The sequence below is a fragment of the Vibrio sp. 1402 genome, assembly GCF_033340275.1.
The window spans coordinates 13,529-28,370 of sequence record NZ_JAWOWE010000003.1 but is presented as its reverse complement, the minus strand read 5'-3'; the positions used below and the strand labels follow the sequence as shown (position 1 = coordinate 28,370).

Below are 14,842 nucleotides of genomic sequence, written 5' to 3'. Positions count from 1 at the left end.
AACCTCTAAAGAATAAAGCTTAATGTTGCGACGATAATAAACGCGATACCGCCAAGTAACGTTTCCATTACCGTCCAAGTTTTTAATGTGGTTTTCTCATCCATCTCAAGCAGACGAGATACCAACCAGAAACCAGAGTCATTGAAGTGAGACAGTACCGTTGCACCACCCGCAATCGCGATTACGATAAAGCAAAGGTCGAGTTCACTCAAACCTGTTGATGCTGCCACTACTGGCGCGATAAGAGCCGCCGTAGTGGTTAGCGCTACGGTTGCCGAGCCTTGAGCAACACGCAGACAAGTTGAAATCACAAACGCCGCCACAATCACAGGCATACCTGTGTCTGTAAGAACGTCAGCCAGTGCATCACCAATACCGCTTGAGCGCAGTACGCCGCCAAACATGCCACCTGCACCCGTTACTAGGATAACACCACAGATAGGAGCCAATGACTCACCACATAATTTTTCTAGTTTTGCCATGCCGTAGTCTTTGGCAAACACAGCCAGACAGACAATCAAAGTGATCAGCAACGCAACTGGGGTTTTACCTAGCATACGTAGGAACTCAACCAGTGCCGTTTTACCATCAATCACACCCGCAACCGCCAGTGTGTTCAATACCGTATCCAAACAGATTAGCAGGACTGGCAGCACAAGGATGGTCATAACCGTGCCAAATTTTGGTGCGTTGCGCTCATCCACCATCGCTTCGCCATTAAAGAAGGCTTTAGATAGTGGGATATCGAATTTTTTGCCCGCGTACAAACCAAATAGGTAAGCGCCAAGGTACCAAGTTGGAATAGCTACCAGAATACCCACCACCAATAACAGACCGATGTTTGCGCCAAGGAATTCGGCCGCTGCAACCGGACCTGGATGTGGTGGAACAAACGCGTGCATAACCGCAAAAGCACCAGCTGCAGGCAACGCGTATTTAATTGGTGAGCCACCAAAACGAGCCGCCACACTGAGGATGATTGGCATCATCACTACAAGGCCAGCATCGAAGAAGATTGGGAAGCCAAACAGTAATGAAGCGACGCCCAAAGCAAATGGTGCGCGCTCTTTACCAAAGCGACCAATCAAAGTGTCTGCCAGCACTTTCGCACCGCCAGTCACTTCAAGAATTTTACCGATCATCGCACCAAGACCAACCAGCAATGCTACGGAAGCCAGTGTGCCGCCGAAGCCGCCCATCATGGTCGATACGACTTTCTCAGAAGGAACGCCAGTGGCGATTGCTGTGCCTAAACTCACCATAGTAAGGGAAGCAAAAGCATGGACTTTCAGTTTAATGATCAGAACGAGTAACGCTGCAATGGCAAGGCCTGCAATCGTCAGTAGGAACGTAGGATCTGGGGCTTGGGTTAATTGCTCCATAGGTTCACCTTTAAGAATTATTGTTTGTGTTATGGTTCACATTTATTTCAGTTACCGGTAACATGTTACCGATAACATTAATAAGATAAACCCATATTTTAAAGTGAATTCAAAAATTGAGATCACGCGCAAATTTGGTTATGAGGATAAGTTATGGCTGGTAGTAGTGTCATCGTTATGGGCGTTTGTGCTAGTGGTAAAAGCACAATTGGTGAGCATCTAGCGAAAAAGCTAGGGCGTAAATTCATTGATGGTGATGATCTTCATCCACGAGCGAACATTCAGAAAATGGCATCGGGCCAGCCTCTGAACGATGATGATCGCAAGCCATGGCTAGAACGCATTCGTGATGCGGCGTACAGCCTAGAAAGCAAAAACGAACACGGCATTATTGTCTGTTCAGCACTGAAAAAGATTTACCGCGATCAGATCCGCGAAGGCAACGACAACGTGACCTTCCTGTTCCTTGATGGCGATAGGGAGTTGATCCTTAATCGCATGCGTATGCGCAAAGGCCACTTCATGAAAGAAAACATGGTGAAGAGCCAATTCGAGACACTAGAGCGCCCAGACAACGAGCCTCAAACTCTGATCGTCAGTATCGACGGAGACATCAGCGACGTGGTGGAACGCTCTGCTACTGAGCTAATCAAAATGCAAGCGATCGAGGTGGCGTAATGACTCACTCTGTTGTTATTGAGGTCACACAACGCTTGACCGAGCGCAGCCGCGAAGCGCGCGCTGCCTTTCTTGCTCGCACCGAAGTGCAAGCCGAAGCTGGCAAAGGCCGTGTTGGTTTATCTTGTGGTAACTTAGCCCATGCAGTCGCCGCTTCTTGCTCTTCTGAAAAGAAAAATATTCTCGATTTTACTCATGCCAATCTCGCGCTGATCAGCGCCTACAACGACATGTTGAGCGCCCACCAGCCGTACCAAGACTATCCAGCGCAAATCAAACAAGTACTGGCGGACTACGGCCATACAGCGCAAGTCGCAGGTTGTGTGCCAGCGATGTGCGATGGGGTGACTCAAGGTCAAGCAGGCATGGATATGTCGCTGTTTTCGCGTGACTTAATTGCGCAATCAACGGCGTTGTCTTTGAGCCACAATGTCTTTGATGCCACATTACTGCTTGGCATCTGTGACAAAATCGCCCCGGGGCAACTGATGGGCGCGCTGTCTTACGCGCACCTACCGACTGCGTTTGTACCAGCGGGTCTGATGGCAACAGGCATCAGCAACGAAGAGAAAGTCGACGTGCGCCAAAAATACGCAGCGGGTGAAGTCGGCAAAGACGCTCTGCTGGATATGGAGTGTCGCGCTTACCACTCTGCGGGGACGTGTACGTTTTACGGCACAGCCAACACCAACCAGTTGGTGTTCGAAGCCATGGGCTTGATGCTGCCAGGTTCGGCATTCATCCATCCCCATACCCAACTGCGTAAAGCGTTAACCGATCACGCGGCTCTGAAAATCGCCTCAATGACGGCGGGTTCTGCACACTTCCGTCCGTTGGCAGAAGTGGTCACAGAAAAGAGCTTGGTCAACGGCATCATCGCTCTACTCGCATCTGGCGGCAGTACCAATCACACCATTCATATGATCGCCGTGGCGCGTGCTGCTGGCATCTTGCTCACGTGGCAAGACATCAGCGATCTGTCGGATGTGGTTCCTTTGTTAGCTCGCGTTTACCCGAACGGCCCAGCCGATATGAACGCGTTCCAAGACGCGGGGGGCGTGCCCGCGTTATTGCACCGCTTGAACCAATCCGAGCTTTTGCATCGCGATGTGAAACCCGTGTTTGGTGAATTTGAAGACCAAATGACGCTGCCGAGCCTTGTCGATGGCCAACTGACTTGGACACCGTGCCAAGGCAGCCAAGACGGTGACGTGATCGCCAAACCAGACGCCACTTTCCAAAACACCGGCGGCACTCGCGTACTTCACGGTAACTTGGGCAAAGCCGTGGTGAAAGTGTCTGCGGTGAAAGAAGAGCAACGCGTGATTGTGGCACCTGCGATCGTATTCCAATGCCAACACGAAGTGGAGGCCGCGTACAAACGTGGCGAGCTGAACAAAGACTGCATCGTTGTGGTCACACACAACGGCCCAGCGGCAAATGGCATGCCTGAACTGCACAAGCTGATGCCAATTTTAGGGAACGTGCAAAAAGCGGGCTTTAAAGTCGCGCTAGTGACGGACGGTCGTTTATCTGGTGCATCCGGTAAAATTCCGTCTGCGATTCACGTTTCTCCAGAAGCCATTCGTGGTGGCGCGATTGGTTTGGTGCGCAACGGTGATTTGATTCGCCTTGATTGCCAAACGGGCGAACTGAACAACTTAAGCGACACCACTGGTCGCGAGTTGATTCATTTCGATACCGAATCGACCCAACAAACTTGGGGACGAGGCTTGTTTAGCGTGATCCGCCAAAACGTATCGAGTGCAGAAGAAGGCGCAAGCTTTATTGTTTAAGGCGAGAAGAAAGACCTCGTCATTCCGACGAGCCTAGGCGAGATCAGGAATCTACTATCAACGTGTTGTGAAGCTAGAGAAAACTCCTCTGCCACTGCACTTTTTGTTGGTAGATTCTGAATCACGCTCGTCCCTCGCTGTTCAGAATGACGAGCTTTGGGATTAGCCTCAGTTCTTTCTAAAAAACGAATGAATCCGTCATTCCGACGAGCCTAGGCGAGATCAGGAATCCACTATCAACGTGCTGTGAAGCCAGAAAAAACACTTCTGCCACAGCACTGTTTGTTGGTAGATTCTGAATCACGCTCATCCCTCGCTTTTCAAAATGGCAAGCTTTGGGATTGGCCTCAGTTCTTTCTAAAAAACGAATGAATCCGTCATTCCGACGAGCCTCAGCAGGATCAGGAATCTAATATCGACATGCTATGAAGTCAGAGAAAACACCTCTGCCACAGCACTTTTTGTTGGTAGATTCTGAATCACATTCGTCCCTCGCTGTTCAGAATGACGAGCTTTGAGATTGGCCACCGCTCTTTCTAAAAACGAATGAATCCGTCATTCCGACGAGCCTAGGCGAGATCAGGAATCTAATATCAACGTGCTGTGAAGCCAGAGAAAATCCCCTCTGCTACAGCACTTTTTGTTGGTAGATTCTGAATCTTGCTCGTCCTTCGCTGTTCAGAATGACAAGCTTTAGGATTGGTCACTGCTCTTTCTAAAAAAATGAATCCGTCGTTCCGACGAGCCTAGGCGAGATCAGGAATCTAATAGCAAAATGCTGTGAAGCCAGAGAACCCCCCTCTACCACAGCACTTTTTGTTGGTAGATTCTGAATCACGAGCTTTAGGATTGGTCACTGCTCTTTCTAAAAAAATGAATCCGTCATTCCGACGAGCCTAGGCGAGATCAGGAATCTACTATCAAGGTGCTGTGAATCCAGAGAAAACACCTCTGCCGAAACACTTTTGTGTTGGTAGATTCTGAATCACACTCGTCTCTTGCTGCTCAGAATGACGATATCTAGCATTCAGTAAATTACATCAAGCGGTCTTCATCACTACGACCGCAGCAATCACCACAAAGATACCAAACCAGCCGATTGGTTTGAGTTTCTGCTTAAACAGCAAGGCTCCACCTACTGCGGTACCCAAGATACCGATCGCACCCCAAGAGGCATAAGCAATGGCTAAGTCGATCTCTTTCACCGCTTGTGCCAACAGCGTGAATGCTGTCAGTACCAACACAATCGCCGCAATGCCCCAGCCTTTATATTTAAAACCTTTTGAGCGTGTCAGCGCCATATTGGCCATGATATCGACCAAGGCAGCCATCACGACAAATCCAAATGACATCGTAAAAAATTGACTCATGATTCGCACCTTGTACTAGTAGAAAATGAACGTTCTTTTGCCGGTTTATCGGCATTTTTCTTGGCGTTAGGTTGACCATGTGATTCCCCTAAGGTCACACACACAATGCCAACAACGGCTAACATCAAACCAAACAATTCTTGATGGTTTAAGTTGGCATCAAAGGCGATGATCGACACCACGGTGATCAACGAGATACCTAACCCTTCCCAAACAGCGTATGCCACACCTATCGATATTTTCTTCGCGGCAAACGCGAGAAAGTAGTAAGAGATTGCGATCAGCACATACATTACGATGTAGCCCCACCACCCGTGCCCTTGTCCGATAAGAGACATAGTGCTGGTGCCAGCCACTTCGGCAACGATGGCGAGCAATAAAAATAGACGTGCAACTAGCATGATTAATCCTCCATCAGAAATTAAAAAAATGCATAACGGAGAATGGTGAATGCCGCGTACCTGTATCGACATTCAAAAAGTTAAAAAGATAAAAATGAGCCACTTCTCCTGACTATTTGAGATAAGGTTAGCGCTGGGTAGGAAAAAGAGACAGGTAATTGAGATATTCATTTTTGAATATCTTAAGAAGTAAGTTGTCTATGTAATCACACAATATTGATAAGGTTAAAGCATCTACTCTCATTCAGCCGATGCCATAAAGTGACATCACTGCGTAAAAATCAGAGGCGTGTTGAGGGTTTGTCGCACCACTTTATGTAGGTGTCTGTGCAAAGGATGGTTGCGGTTGGTTTGAAGGAAACCGCCAGAGACAACAAACTGGCTAAACTCACGATTAACGGGTGGCATTGCGTAAGAGGCGAGTTCTGGCATCAACAATGCCGAGCTTTGACTGGCATACATAATCGCGTCGGTTTCTTGCAACATTTGGCAAGCCAAACGCAAATTATAGGACTTCAGTAACACTACTGGCTCATAACCCATGCGTCGATACTCGGACTCCACGGTACAAAGCGGTTTATATGACGCTGGCGCAGGCAAAGAGACGAGTGGTAGTTTGGACACCGTGTCCCAATCATTGCTGACTTTCGACAACGTTGGGTGATTTTTGCGCGCCAAAATCACCCGTTTTTCAACGAATAACGGGCGCATGTAAATGTCTTTCGACAGCTCGGTCTCTTGGTCAAGAATGCAGTAATCGTGCTCGCCTTCTAACATTTCATCGTGCGAGTAAGTATTCCAGCTGGAAAAAGCAAAGTGCGCTTTGGGAAAGGCTCGATGACAACCAGTGAGCAGTCGCTGCCCTTGTTCATCCATCAAATAAGGATCAGTTACAATCGCAATCTGCCCTTGGTATTGCAGTGGGTCGAACACTTCAAATTCTTGCACCACTTTTTCCAGTGGCGCAACCATATTGTCGAACTCGGCGGCGAGACGAATCGCCATGGGTGATGGCTCTACCCCATGTGCTTTACGCACAAAAAGCGGGTCATCAAACACTTGCTTCAACTTCATCACACCGCGGCTGGCGCTCGGTTGAGAAATGCCAAGCTGCATTGCGGCCAGCTTGATGCTGCGGTTTTCCACCACGGCTTTTAATAAACGCATTAAGTTGAGATCCAATGCATCCAGCTGATGTGCCATACCCTAACCTACCAATACCATTGATGAGCGAATACAAAGAGCAGTTAACAATTAGTTAAACACTCTCTCCCGACGTGATCTGATACCCCATATCGAAGACTTTTTCTTCTTGCGTTTCGCCTTTCAGGCGCGCAATTAATAGCTCTGCGCTCTTTACACCAATTTGGAAACGCGGCGTATCAACGCTGGTCAGTTTCGGGCTGATGGTTTGACCGATATCCAGCGCGTTATAGCCCGCCACTGCCAATTTCTGTGGAACTTGAATGCCACGTTGCTGCGCACTCAGCATGGTGCCAATTGCGATGTCATCGTTGGTACAGAACACCCCATCGAGCGTTGGGTGCGTTTCCAGTGCGCGTTCGAGCAAATCATGCGCTAAAGAAAAACTAGAATGATCACCAGTTAATACATGTTTGGGTTCTAGCCCTGCTTCTGTCATCGCGCGATCGTAACCTTGCATCCGCAATTTGGTTCGCGTATCCAGACGCGCGCCAAAATAGACGATTGTACGCTTCCCCGTATCTAGCATCTGCTTAACCACGGCGTACGACGCATCTTCATGATCGAGTCCAACCGCCATATCAATCGGCTCCGATGGCAGTTCCATGGTTTCGACCACCGGAATGCCCGCATTTTTGATCATCTGTAATGTACGCGGCGTGTGATGGCTTTCAGTTAGAATAAGTCCATCGACTTGATAAGAGAGTAATGACGCGATCTTACGCTCTTCTTCAAGCTCATCGTAGCTAAAATGCGCTAAAAGCGTCTCATAGCCATTGGCTTTGGTCACCATCTCTATGCCCTGAACAAAGGAAGCAAAAATTTGGTTGGACAAAGACGGCAGTAAAATACCAATGGCTTTACTGGAGGACTTTGACAACATCGCCGGTGCACGGTTTTCGATGTAACCCATCTCTTCAATCGCAGTCGCAATCTTAGCACGAGTCTTTTCTGCCACCGATTCAGGGTTACGCATATAGCGTGAAACGGTCATCTTCGTGACGCCAACCTGGTCTGCGACATCCTGCAATGTCGTACGAGTTTTCTTATTCTGTTGAGCCATAAATATGTGATTTATCAGTAATGTTACAAGTAACATTACTGATAAATAGACTCTCTGTCGACAAGTTCAGTGAAAATAATTCGCAAAATGAGATGAATATCAGTGGTAGAGCGTATTAGCAAACGCATCACAAAGAAACGCCACTCAAATAGCGATAATATTTGAGACCGCAAAAAAGCCCCGAACTCGGGGCTTTCTTCTATATTTTGACCACAATATCTGAGTCGTTATTTCACGCACACCACGTTCAATAATGAGGTCCCGGTGAGCTGATTGGGCTCACGATCGGCGAACAAACCTTTCTTATCTTTGCCCCAATACGGCAGTTGCAGTGGCCATTGATTTTTTTCCATCACCCCAGACGCCCTCAGCGCTTTAAACTCTGCAGGGTTAGCTAAGCTCATACCCAGTTGCTGACATACTTTGTGCGAGTTTTCGTAGTTGAGGCGGTTCCACGGCTTACCATGTTCCATGTAAAACTGATTATGGTGATCGAGTAAATATGGGACCACGTACGTTTTGCCCTGTACTGAAGTTCTCAACCGAACTTCAATGTCATCATTTCCAGTGACAATTGGCTTCGCTTTGGTCTTAGCAACAGGCGTAGACGAAGAGCTATCACGTGAACTTTTTGCCTTGGTATCTGGCTTCTCTGCCCGCGCTTTAAAGGCGTCGGTATCAGCTCGCACAGCAGGAACTGGCGCGGGTTTCGGGGTCACCGTCGGTGTTGGCTTAACCGAAGATGCGGCTGATTTCGACGATACAGTAGATTTAGGTGTAGGTGGTGTTACTGGTTGTTTCGTCCCTTTCCCAACCACTCGGATGAACGCCTCTTTGTAATTCGACAAGGTTTTGACTCCTCGTAAGTCATCCCTCGCATCAGACAATGCCTTGTAAGGTCCAATCAAACAGCGATAGCCTTTGGATTCAGGCTTCATCCATACGTCGGTCGTGATTTTACTATAGAGAGGCTTAGCTTTCGCGAGAGACATAGGCTTGGGTAGCAATCCGCATTGAATCCAGTAAAGGTAGTTGCCCCCCTGCGGCACTTTCTTTCCCCATACTCCGTTACCAATTGGGCACGTTTTCTCAAGCATCGGTAATTCTTTCTCGCTGGCTTGAGTGGCTTGGCAAAGGAACTCCTCCGCCGATACTGGGCTAGAAAACTGGGCGCATACCAGCAACAAGCCGAAAGCTAGGCTTGCTTGGAAGATACGAGATGGGTGTTGTGCCTTCTTCATTTCCATACACTTCACTCTAAATTAGTGGGTAAGGTCATCATGGCGGAAAAGCGCCAAAAAAATGTGAACAAAGAATAACTAGCAAAAAAAGAGCCGGAATTTGCATCCGGCTCTCAGTTTAGGAAGGAATTAAGCGAATTTACAACGCTTGGTGGGAAAATTCTTATCCTTTGTACAGTTTCGGGTTGAATACATCACGTAGCCAGTCGCCCAACAGGTTGATAACCAAAACCAATGTTACGAGCACGATGCCAGGGAAAGCAGTAATCCACCATGCACCAGAGAAGATGTAGTTAAAGCCGATGCTGATTAGCGCACCCAGAGAAGGCTGATCGACTGGCAGACCTAAGCCTAGGAATGACAGCGCCGCTTCCGACATGATCGCGTTCGCTACCTGTACCGTCGAGATAACCAAGATTGGCGATAGACAGTTCGGCAGAATGTGACGGAACATGATTCGCGGCGCTTTAAAGCCCATCACACGCGCCGCTTCGACGTATTCTTTCTTCTTCTCTGCCAATACCGAGGCACGAATAGTCCGTGCGTATTGCGGCCATTCTGCCACACCGATGATCACCACCAGCATGACCACCGCATATTGGCTGTAAAAATCACTGCCAAAGCTGGCTTTAAAGATTGCAGAGACGATGATCGCGACCATCATGGTCGAGAACGATAGTTGAACATCCGCAAAGCGCATCAAGAAGCTATCGATACGACCACCGAAGTAACCCGCCGACAAACCAATGATGATACCCAGAATCAACTGAAGACCGACGGCTAAAAAGCCGATCGTCAAAGACAAACGAGAACCGTAAAGAATGGTCGATAAAATATCGCGACCTTGCTCGTCAGTACCCAACACAAAGCGCTCATCGCCATCTTCCATCCACGAAGGTGGCAACTCAGAATCCATGATGTCGATAGACGTCAGATCGTACGGGTCTGTTGGCGCAAGAATCGGTGCAGCCAATGCCAATACTAAGAACATCATAAAGACGGTAAAACTCGCCATCGCCACTTTGTCGCGTTTGAAGTAATACAGAAAATCTGACTCTTTGAAACGCTGCCACGCTGATGGAGCAGGAGCTGGTGTTAAATTTGATTGGCTCATGATTAAGCTCCTTTTCCAGTTAGGTTCACAGTTGGGTTGATGATGCCGTACAGCAAGTCAACGATGGTATTGGTTACCACGAAGATCAGACCAACAAAGATAACGTAGGCAGTGATCAGCGGTGTATCTACACGGTTGATTGCCTCTAGGAAAAGGAAGCCAGTGCCCGGCCATTGGAACACGGTTTCAGTAAGAATGGTGTAGGCCACCATGGTACCAATCTGCACGCCACCTACCGTCAATACTGGTAGCATGGTGTTCTTAAGTGCATGTTGGTAATAAATCTTTTGTAAGTTCAAACCTTTTGCTTTGGCGAACTTAATGTATTCCGAACTCAGTACTTCCAGCATTTCTGAACGTACCAAACGGATGAACAACGGCAGCATGATAGACGCTAGCGCAATACAAGGTAGGATGAGGTGCTTGATACCATCAATGGTAAAGAAGCCAGATTCCCAACCGAGTACGTTAGCGGTTTCACCTCGCCCATAGGAAGGCAGCCAGCCGAGTTCGATGGAGAAGACGTACATCAGCATGATTGCGGTTAGGAACACCGGAATCGAGATGCCGACACTACTCATCGCCATAACAAATTTGGTAAAGACACTCTTCGGGTGAATCGCGGAATACACCCCGAGTGGTATAGAGAAAACGATAATGATGAGCGTCGCGCCAAACACGAGCTCTAATGTTGCCACCAGCTTATCGAGGATCACCTCAACCGCAGGTCGCTTGAAAAAATATGAGGTACCCAAATCACCTTGCAGTGCATTACCCACAAAGCGCGTGTACTTTGTGATAAAGGGATCGTTCAGGCCCAAGTCGTCGCGTAGCGCTTGACGCTCCGATTCCGAAACCGACTGACCTACAAGCTCACGCAGCGGATCACCCAGGTTGTCCTGAATGGCAAACGCCACCAAACTGATCACAAACATCACTATCAGTGCCTGAAACAGGCGCTTGACCAGAAACGAAAACATTCCTTGCCCCTTAACTATCCATAGATCTCTAAATTAGAGAGAAAATTCAGTCTAAATAACCCACTCAATCCGACTGAAACAAAACTGAGTCGAGTGCTTTAAGTTGAGGAGGGAAATCCATCCCTCCTCAAAGTCGACTAACCGTGATTATTCAACCACTAGGTCACCGAAGTAAGGCATTACCATTGGGTTAACGATGTCTGCCGCTTTCACGTTAGACTTCGCACCCCACGCTTCACTTTGCCAGTGTAGCGGTACGAATGCTGCGTCGTTGTATAGTGTTGCTTCTACACCTTTCAGCATTTCTGCACGTTTCGCAGGATCCGTTTCTACGTTCGCAGCTTCAACCACTTTGTCCATTTCTGGGTTTGAGTAGTAACCACAGTTGTACTGACCACGACCGGTTTCTTCGTTACGAGTCATCGTTAGGAACTCGTTGAAGTTCGCTGAGTCTTCTGTATCTGAGTGCCAACCGATCATCAGCATGTCTGCCGCACACTTGTCGAACTCTGGCCAGTATTGCGCTTTTGGCATGGTCTTCAGATCAACCTTGATACCGATCTTAGACAACATTGCCGCTGCCGCTTGTGCTACTTTCGCATCATTCACGTAACGGTTGTTTGGTGCGATCATCGTTAGCGTCAGGCCGTTTTCGTAACCCGCTTCTTTCATCAGTTCTTTCGCTTTCTTCAAATCGTAGCGAGGAACCAGTTTGTCATCGTGACCTACGTAACCTGCCGGGCTTTGCTGACCAGCGGCCGTTGCGAAGCCTTTCATGATTTTCTTCACGATACCTTCGTTATTGATTGCGTGAACAATCGCTTGGCGAACGCGAACGTCTTTCAATGCTTCGTTGCTGTTTTGGTTTAGTTGGAACGTGATGATACGAGTACCAGGTAGCGTAACTAGGTCGATGCCGTCAGCATCTTCAACGCGTTTGTGGTCGTTTGGCGCTACAGGGTGAATCATGTCAACACCGCCAGAAAGCAGCGCTGCTACACGAGTTGCGTCTTCTTTGATTGGCACAAGCGTTAGCTTATCAACGTTACCTTTCGACTCTTTGTCCCAGTAATCTTTAAAGCGTTCAAATTCCACTTTTACGCCCTGTTCACGTGAAGTCACAATGAATGGACCCGTGCCAGATACGTTAGTCGATGCAAATGAGTTACCGTGCTTCACTAGCTCAGACTTGTCTTTGCCGTCCGCAGTTTTGCCAGTGTAGAACTTGCTGTCCATTGGGAAAATGTACGTTGCGGTTTGCAGCACTAGTGGGTAAGGACCTTTAGTTACAAGATCGAACGTGTTGTCGTCCACTTTGACGATTTTCTCGTACGGGTCGAAGATGTTTTTAAAGTCAGGAGAGCTTTGTAAACGCTGGAACGTCCACACGACGTCGTCAGCAGTTAGAGTATTGCCAGAATGGAATTTCACACCTTCACGCAGTTTGAAACGAACAGTCGTATCGTTAATACGTTCCCAACTTTCCGCTAGGCGAGGCTCGAAATCCATTTTTTGAGTAAAGCGAACCAACGGATCAAATACCATGTGTGACATTTGCAGTGTGCCACCTGATAGCTGCTCATGTGGGTCAAGCGATACTGGGTCAGCTGCATAGCCAACTTTGATATCTGCTGCCATTGCGTTAAAGCTTAGGCCCGCAGCCATTAGCGCCACTGCTAATTTGCTTTTCATGGTTTTCATTTGCATAACTCCTTCATGCGGGGATACGGATCCCTTGTTGTTGTGTTTGCGTCTTTGTTATGACTAAAGGTTAGCCAAGCGAATTGCTTGGTTTATGCCGTTTCGATCTCTTCTCGCAAGCCAGTAAACTCCGGCATCAGAGAAATCAATTTTTTGCTGTATTCGTGTTGAGGTGCCGTGAATAACTGTTCTGTTGGTGCCACTTCTAAAAGTGTACCCATTTGCATCACACCTACTCGGTCACACATCTGACGAATAACAGGTAAATCGTGGCTGATAAACAACATAGTCAAGTTCAGCTCACTTTGCAGATCTTTCAGCAAGTTTAGAATTTGTGCCTGTACCGATACGTCCAGTGCTGAGGTCGGTTCATCACAAATCAAAAGTCGAGGACGAGTCGCCAACGCACGCGCAATAGAAATACGCTGACGCTGACCACCGGAGAATTCATGAGGGTACTTAAGCCCAGCCATTCGACCCAAACCAACATGATCCAATAGGTCATTCACGATTTGGCGAGTTTCCGACTCGTTTTTCGTCAATTTATGGAAACGGATTGGCTCAGCAATAATATCGAATACCTTCATACGAGGGTTCATTGAAGTATATGGGTTTTGGAACACCATCTGCATTTGACGACGCATCGGGCGGCGCTCTTTCTCAGAGGTTAAAGCGGTCAGGTCAATGCCCTCGAATTTCACCTGACCAGAGTTAGGTTGGTATAAACCAGCAATCACACGTGCAATGGTCGATTTACCTGAACCAGACTCGCCCACCAAACCAAAGGTTTCGCCTTCGTGCACTTCAAAGCTCACATTATTAGATGCTTGCACGTATTCTCGGCGGCTCTCGAACAAAGAGTCTTTGGTAACAAAGCGAAGATTGACGTTCTTCACGTCCAAAAGCGGGCCAGTGTACTCACGCTCATCTTGGCTTTGTCCTAACCAGTGGTTCTTGATATCGAGTGGCTCCATTTCCGCCGCTTCTTCGATATAGCTTACTAACGGGAAACGATCTAGCTTTCTGTCTGAACGTGGTACCGCTGAAATTAGACTGCGAGTATAAGAGTGATCAGGATCGCCCAATACTTTGGCTGTTGGTCCAAACTCCACCAAGTCACCACGATACATTACCGCCACGCGATCGGTGACGTTGGAGACGACACCCATATCGTGAGTAACCAACATACAGCCGACATTGTTCTTGATACACAGCTCGCGGATCAAGTTGAGGATTTGATCTTGGATAGAAACGTCTAACGCCGTAGTTGGTTCGTCCGCAATGATGAGATCAGGCTCACCAGCCAAAGCAATGGCAATGACAACACGCTGACGCATACCACCAGAGAATTGGTGCGGGTACTGTTTTAAGCGGTTTTCTGGTTGCGGAATACCAACCTGCTGCATAAGAGAAAGCGCGCGCTGATACGCCTCTTCATCAGAGACCTTCATGTTGGCGTGGATCGTCTCTTTCAGCTGTTGCTCAACAGTAAAAAGTGGATTGAGCGAGGTCATCGGATCTTGGAAAATAAAACCTATTTTCGAGCCGCGAACCTTACGCATCGCTTCTGGTGATAGGCCAGAAATTTTTTCTCCATCCAGGAATACATCACCGCTAGCAACGCGACCTGGAGGGCTAAGCAAATCAATAACGGCGTTACCAACGGTGGATTTACCCGCACCTGATTCGCCAACAACACCCACGATTTCACCACGTTCAATATGAAAAGAAAGTGATTTCACGGCAGCGTGAACGCCGTGTCGGGATGGGTATTCAATACGAAGGTTTTTCACTTCTAATAGTGACATTTCAGACCTCTACTGCCTTGTCTGTGGTATCGAATCGCGCCAAAGGCACCATTCATCACCTGAATGAATCCGTTCAAATTCAGAATAATACTCTGAAATCTTAAT

The 14,842-nt window shown here is 47.9% G+C and carries 12 protein-coding genes; 2 read left to right on the top strand and 10 right to left on the bottom strand.

What is annotated here, in order from left to right; genetic code table 11:
* Positions 1–5 precede the first annotated feature (5 nt).
* Entirely contained in the window at positions 6–1,382 is a 1,377-nt protein-coding gene (locus R7044_RS06455; protein ID WP_012841240.1) for a GntP family permease, read from the bottom strand.
* 153 nt (positions 1,383–1,535) lie between these two features.
* Here R7044_RS06455 and R7044_RS06450 point away from each other — a divergent pair, with 153 nt between their 5' ends.
* Positions 1,536–2,060, top strand: a complete 525-nt coding sequence (locus tag R7044_RS06450; RefSeq protein WP_033905875.1) for a gluconokinase — start codon at positions 1,536–1,538, stop codon at positions 2,058–2,060.
* Positions 2,060–3,856, top strand: a complete 1,797-nt coding sequence (gene edd, locus R7044_RS06445) for a phosphogluconate dehydratase (RefSeq protein WP_033905870.1) — start codon at positions 2,060–2,062, stop codon at positions 3,854–3,856. Before R7044_RS06450 ends, edd begins: the two co-directional genes overlap by 1 nt.
* Positions 3,857–4,896: 1,040 nt before the next feature.
* Here edd and R7044_RS06440 read toward each other — a convergent pair.
* The 9 genes from R7044_RS06440 to R7044_RS06400 all read right to left on the bottom strand — a co-directional run bounded on the left by R7044_RS06440 (position 4,897) and on the right by R7044_RS06400 (position 14,737).
* A complete protein-coding gene (locus tag R7044_RS06440; protein WP_005478614.1) occupies positions 4,897–5,226 on the bottom strand; it encodes an SMR family transporter in 330 nt (109 codons plus the stop codon).
* Positions 5,223–5,627, bottom strand: coding sequence for an SMR family transporter (locus R7044_RS06435; protein ID WP_005379135.1), 405 nt, complete (start codon positions 5,625–5,627; stop codon positions 5,223–5,225). Before R7044_RS06435 ends, R7044_RS06440 begins: the two co-directional genes overlap by 4 nt.
* Before the next feature lie 267 nt (positions 5,628–5,894).
* Positions 5,895–6,830: a LysR family transcriptional regulator gene (locus tag R7044_RS06430; protein WP_005379132.1), complete on the bottom strand. Its 936-nt coding sequence runs from the start codon at positions 6,828–6,830 to the stop codon at positions 5,895–5,897.
* A 55-nt stretch (positions 6,831–6,885) separates the two neighbouring features.
* Positions 6,886–7,893, bottom strand: coding sequence for a substrate-binding domain-containing protein (locus R7044_RS06425; protein WP_033907406.1), 1,008 nt, complete (start codon positions 7,891–7,893; stop codon positions 6,886–6,888).
* Positions 7,894–8,120: 227 nt separating this feature from the next.
* Complete coding sequence (locus R7044_RS06420) at positions 8,121–9,140, bottom strand: SPOR domain-containing protein (protein ID WP_104976033.1); 1,020 nt, start codon at positions 9,138–9,140, stop codon at positions 8,121–8,123.
* Between the two features lie 157 nt (positions 9,141–9,297).
* On the bottom strand, positions 9,298–10,248 hold the full coding sequence (locus R7044_RS06415) for an ABC transporter permease (RefSeq protein ID WP_005384239.1): 951 nt from the start codon (positions 10,246–10,248) through the stop codon (positions 9,298–9,300).
* A 2-nt stretch (positions 10,249–10,250) separates the two neighbouring features.
* Positions 10,251–11,228 carry an ABC transporter permease gene (locus R7044_RS06410; RefSeq protein WP_005379110.1) on the bottom strand — a complete coding sequence of 326 codons (978 nt, stop codon included), beginning with the start codon at positions 11,226–11,228 and terminating at the stop codon, positions 10,251–10,253.
* A 147-nt stretch (positions 11,229–11,375) separates the two neighbouring features.
* Positions 11,376–12,929 (bottom strand): ABC transporter substrate-binding protein, encoded by a 1,554-nt coding sequence (locus tag R7044_RS06405; protein WP_005379109.1) that lies wholly within the window; start codon positions 12,927–12,929, stop codon positions 11,376–11,378.
* Positions 12,930–13,021: 92 nt separating this feature from the next.
* Positions 13,022–14,737 carry a dipeptide ABC transporter ATP-binding protein gene (locus R7044_RS06400; RefSeq protein WP_005379108.1) on the bottom strand — a complete coding sequence of 572 codons (1,716 nt, stop codon included), beginning with the start codon at positions 14,735–14,737 and terminating at the stop codon, positions 13,022–13,024.
* Between the last annotated feature and the right edge of the window lie 105 nt (positions 14,738–14,842).

Excerpts from the sequence above, each read along its gene's own strand:
- R7044_RS06455 (WP_012841240.1), bottom strand. The coding sequence starts at position 1,382 with ATGGAGCAATTAACCCAAGCCCCAGATCCTACGTTCCTACTGACGATT.
- R7044_RS06450 (WP_033905875.1), top strand. The coding sequence starts at position 1,536 with ATGGCTGGTAGTAGTGTCATCGTTATGGGCGTTTGTGCTAGTGGTAAA.
- edd (WP_033905870.1), top strand. The coding sequence starts at position 2,060 with ATGACTCACTCTGTTGTTATTGAGGTCACACAACGCTTGACCGAGCGC.
- R7044_RS06440 (WP_005478614.1), bottom strand. The coding sequence starts at position 5,226 with ATGAGTCAATTTTTTACGATGTCATTTGGATTTGTCGTGATGGCTGCC.
- R7044_RS06435 (WP_005379135.1), bottom strand. The coding sequence starts at position 5,627 with ATGCTAGTTGCACGTCTATTTTTATTGCTCGCCATCGTTGCCGAAGTG.
- R7044_RS06430 (WP_005379132.1), bottom strand. The coding sequence starts at position 6,830 with ATGGCACATCAGCTGGATGCATTGGATCTCAACTTAATGCGTTTATTA.
- R7044_RS06425 (WP_033907406.1), bottom strand. The coding sequence starts at position 7,893 with ATGGCTCAACAGAATAAGAAAACTCGTACGACATTGCAGGATGTCGCA.
- R7044_RS06420 (WP_104976033.1), bottom strand. The coding sequence starts at position 9,140 with ATGGAAATGAAGAAGGCACAACACCCATCTCGTATCTTCCAAGCAAGC.
- R7044_RS06415 (WP_005384239.1), bottom strand. The coding sequence starts at position 10,248 with ATGAGCCAATCAAATTTAACACCAGCTCCTGCTCCATCAGCGTGGCAG.
- R7044_RS06410 (WP_005379110.1), bottom strand. The coding sequence starts at position 11,228 with ATGTTTTCGTTTCTGGTCAAGCGCCTGTTTCAGGCACTGATAGTGATG.
- R7044_RS06405 (WP_005379109.1), bottom strand. The coding sequence starts at position 12,929 with ATGAAAACCATGAAAAGCAAATTAGCAGTGGCGCTAATGGCTGCGGGC.
- R7044_RS06400 (WP_005379108.1), bottom strand. The coding sequence starts at position 14,737 with ATGTCACTATTAGAAGTGAAAAACCTTCGTATTGAATACCCATCCCGA.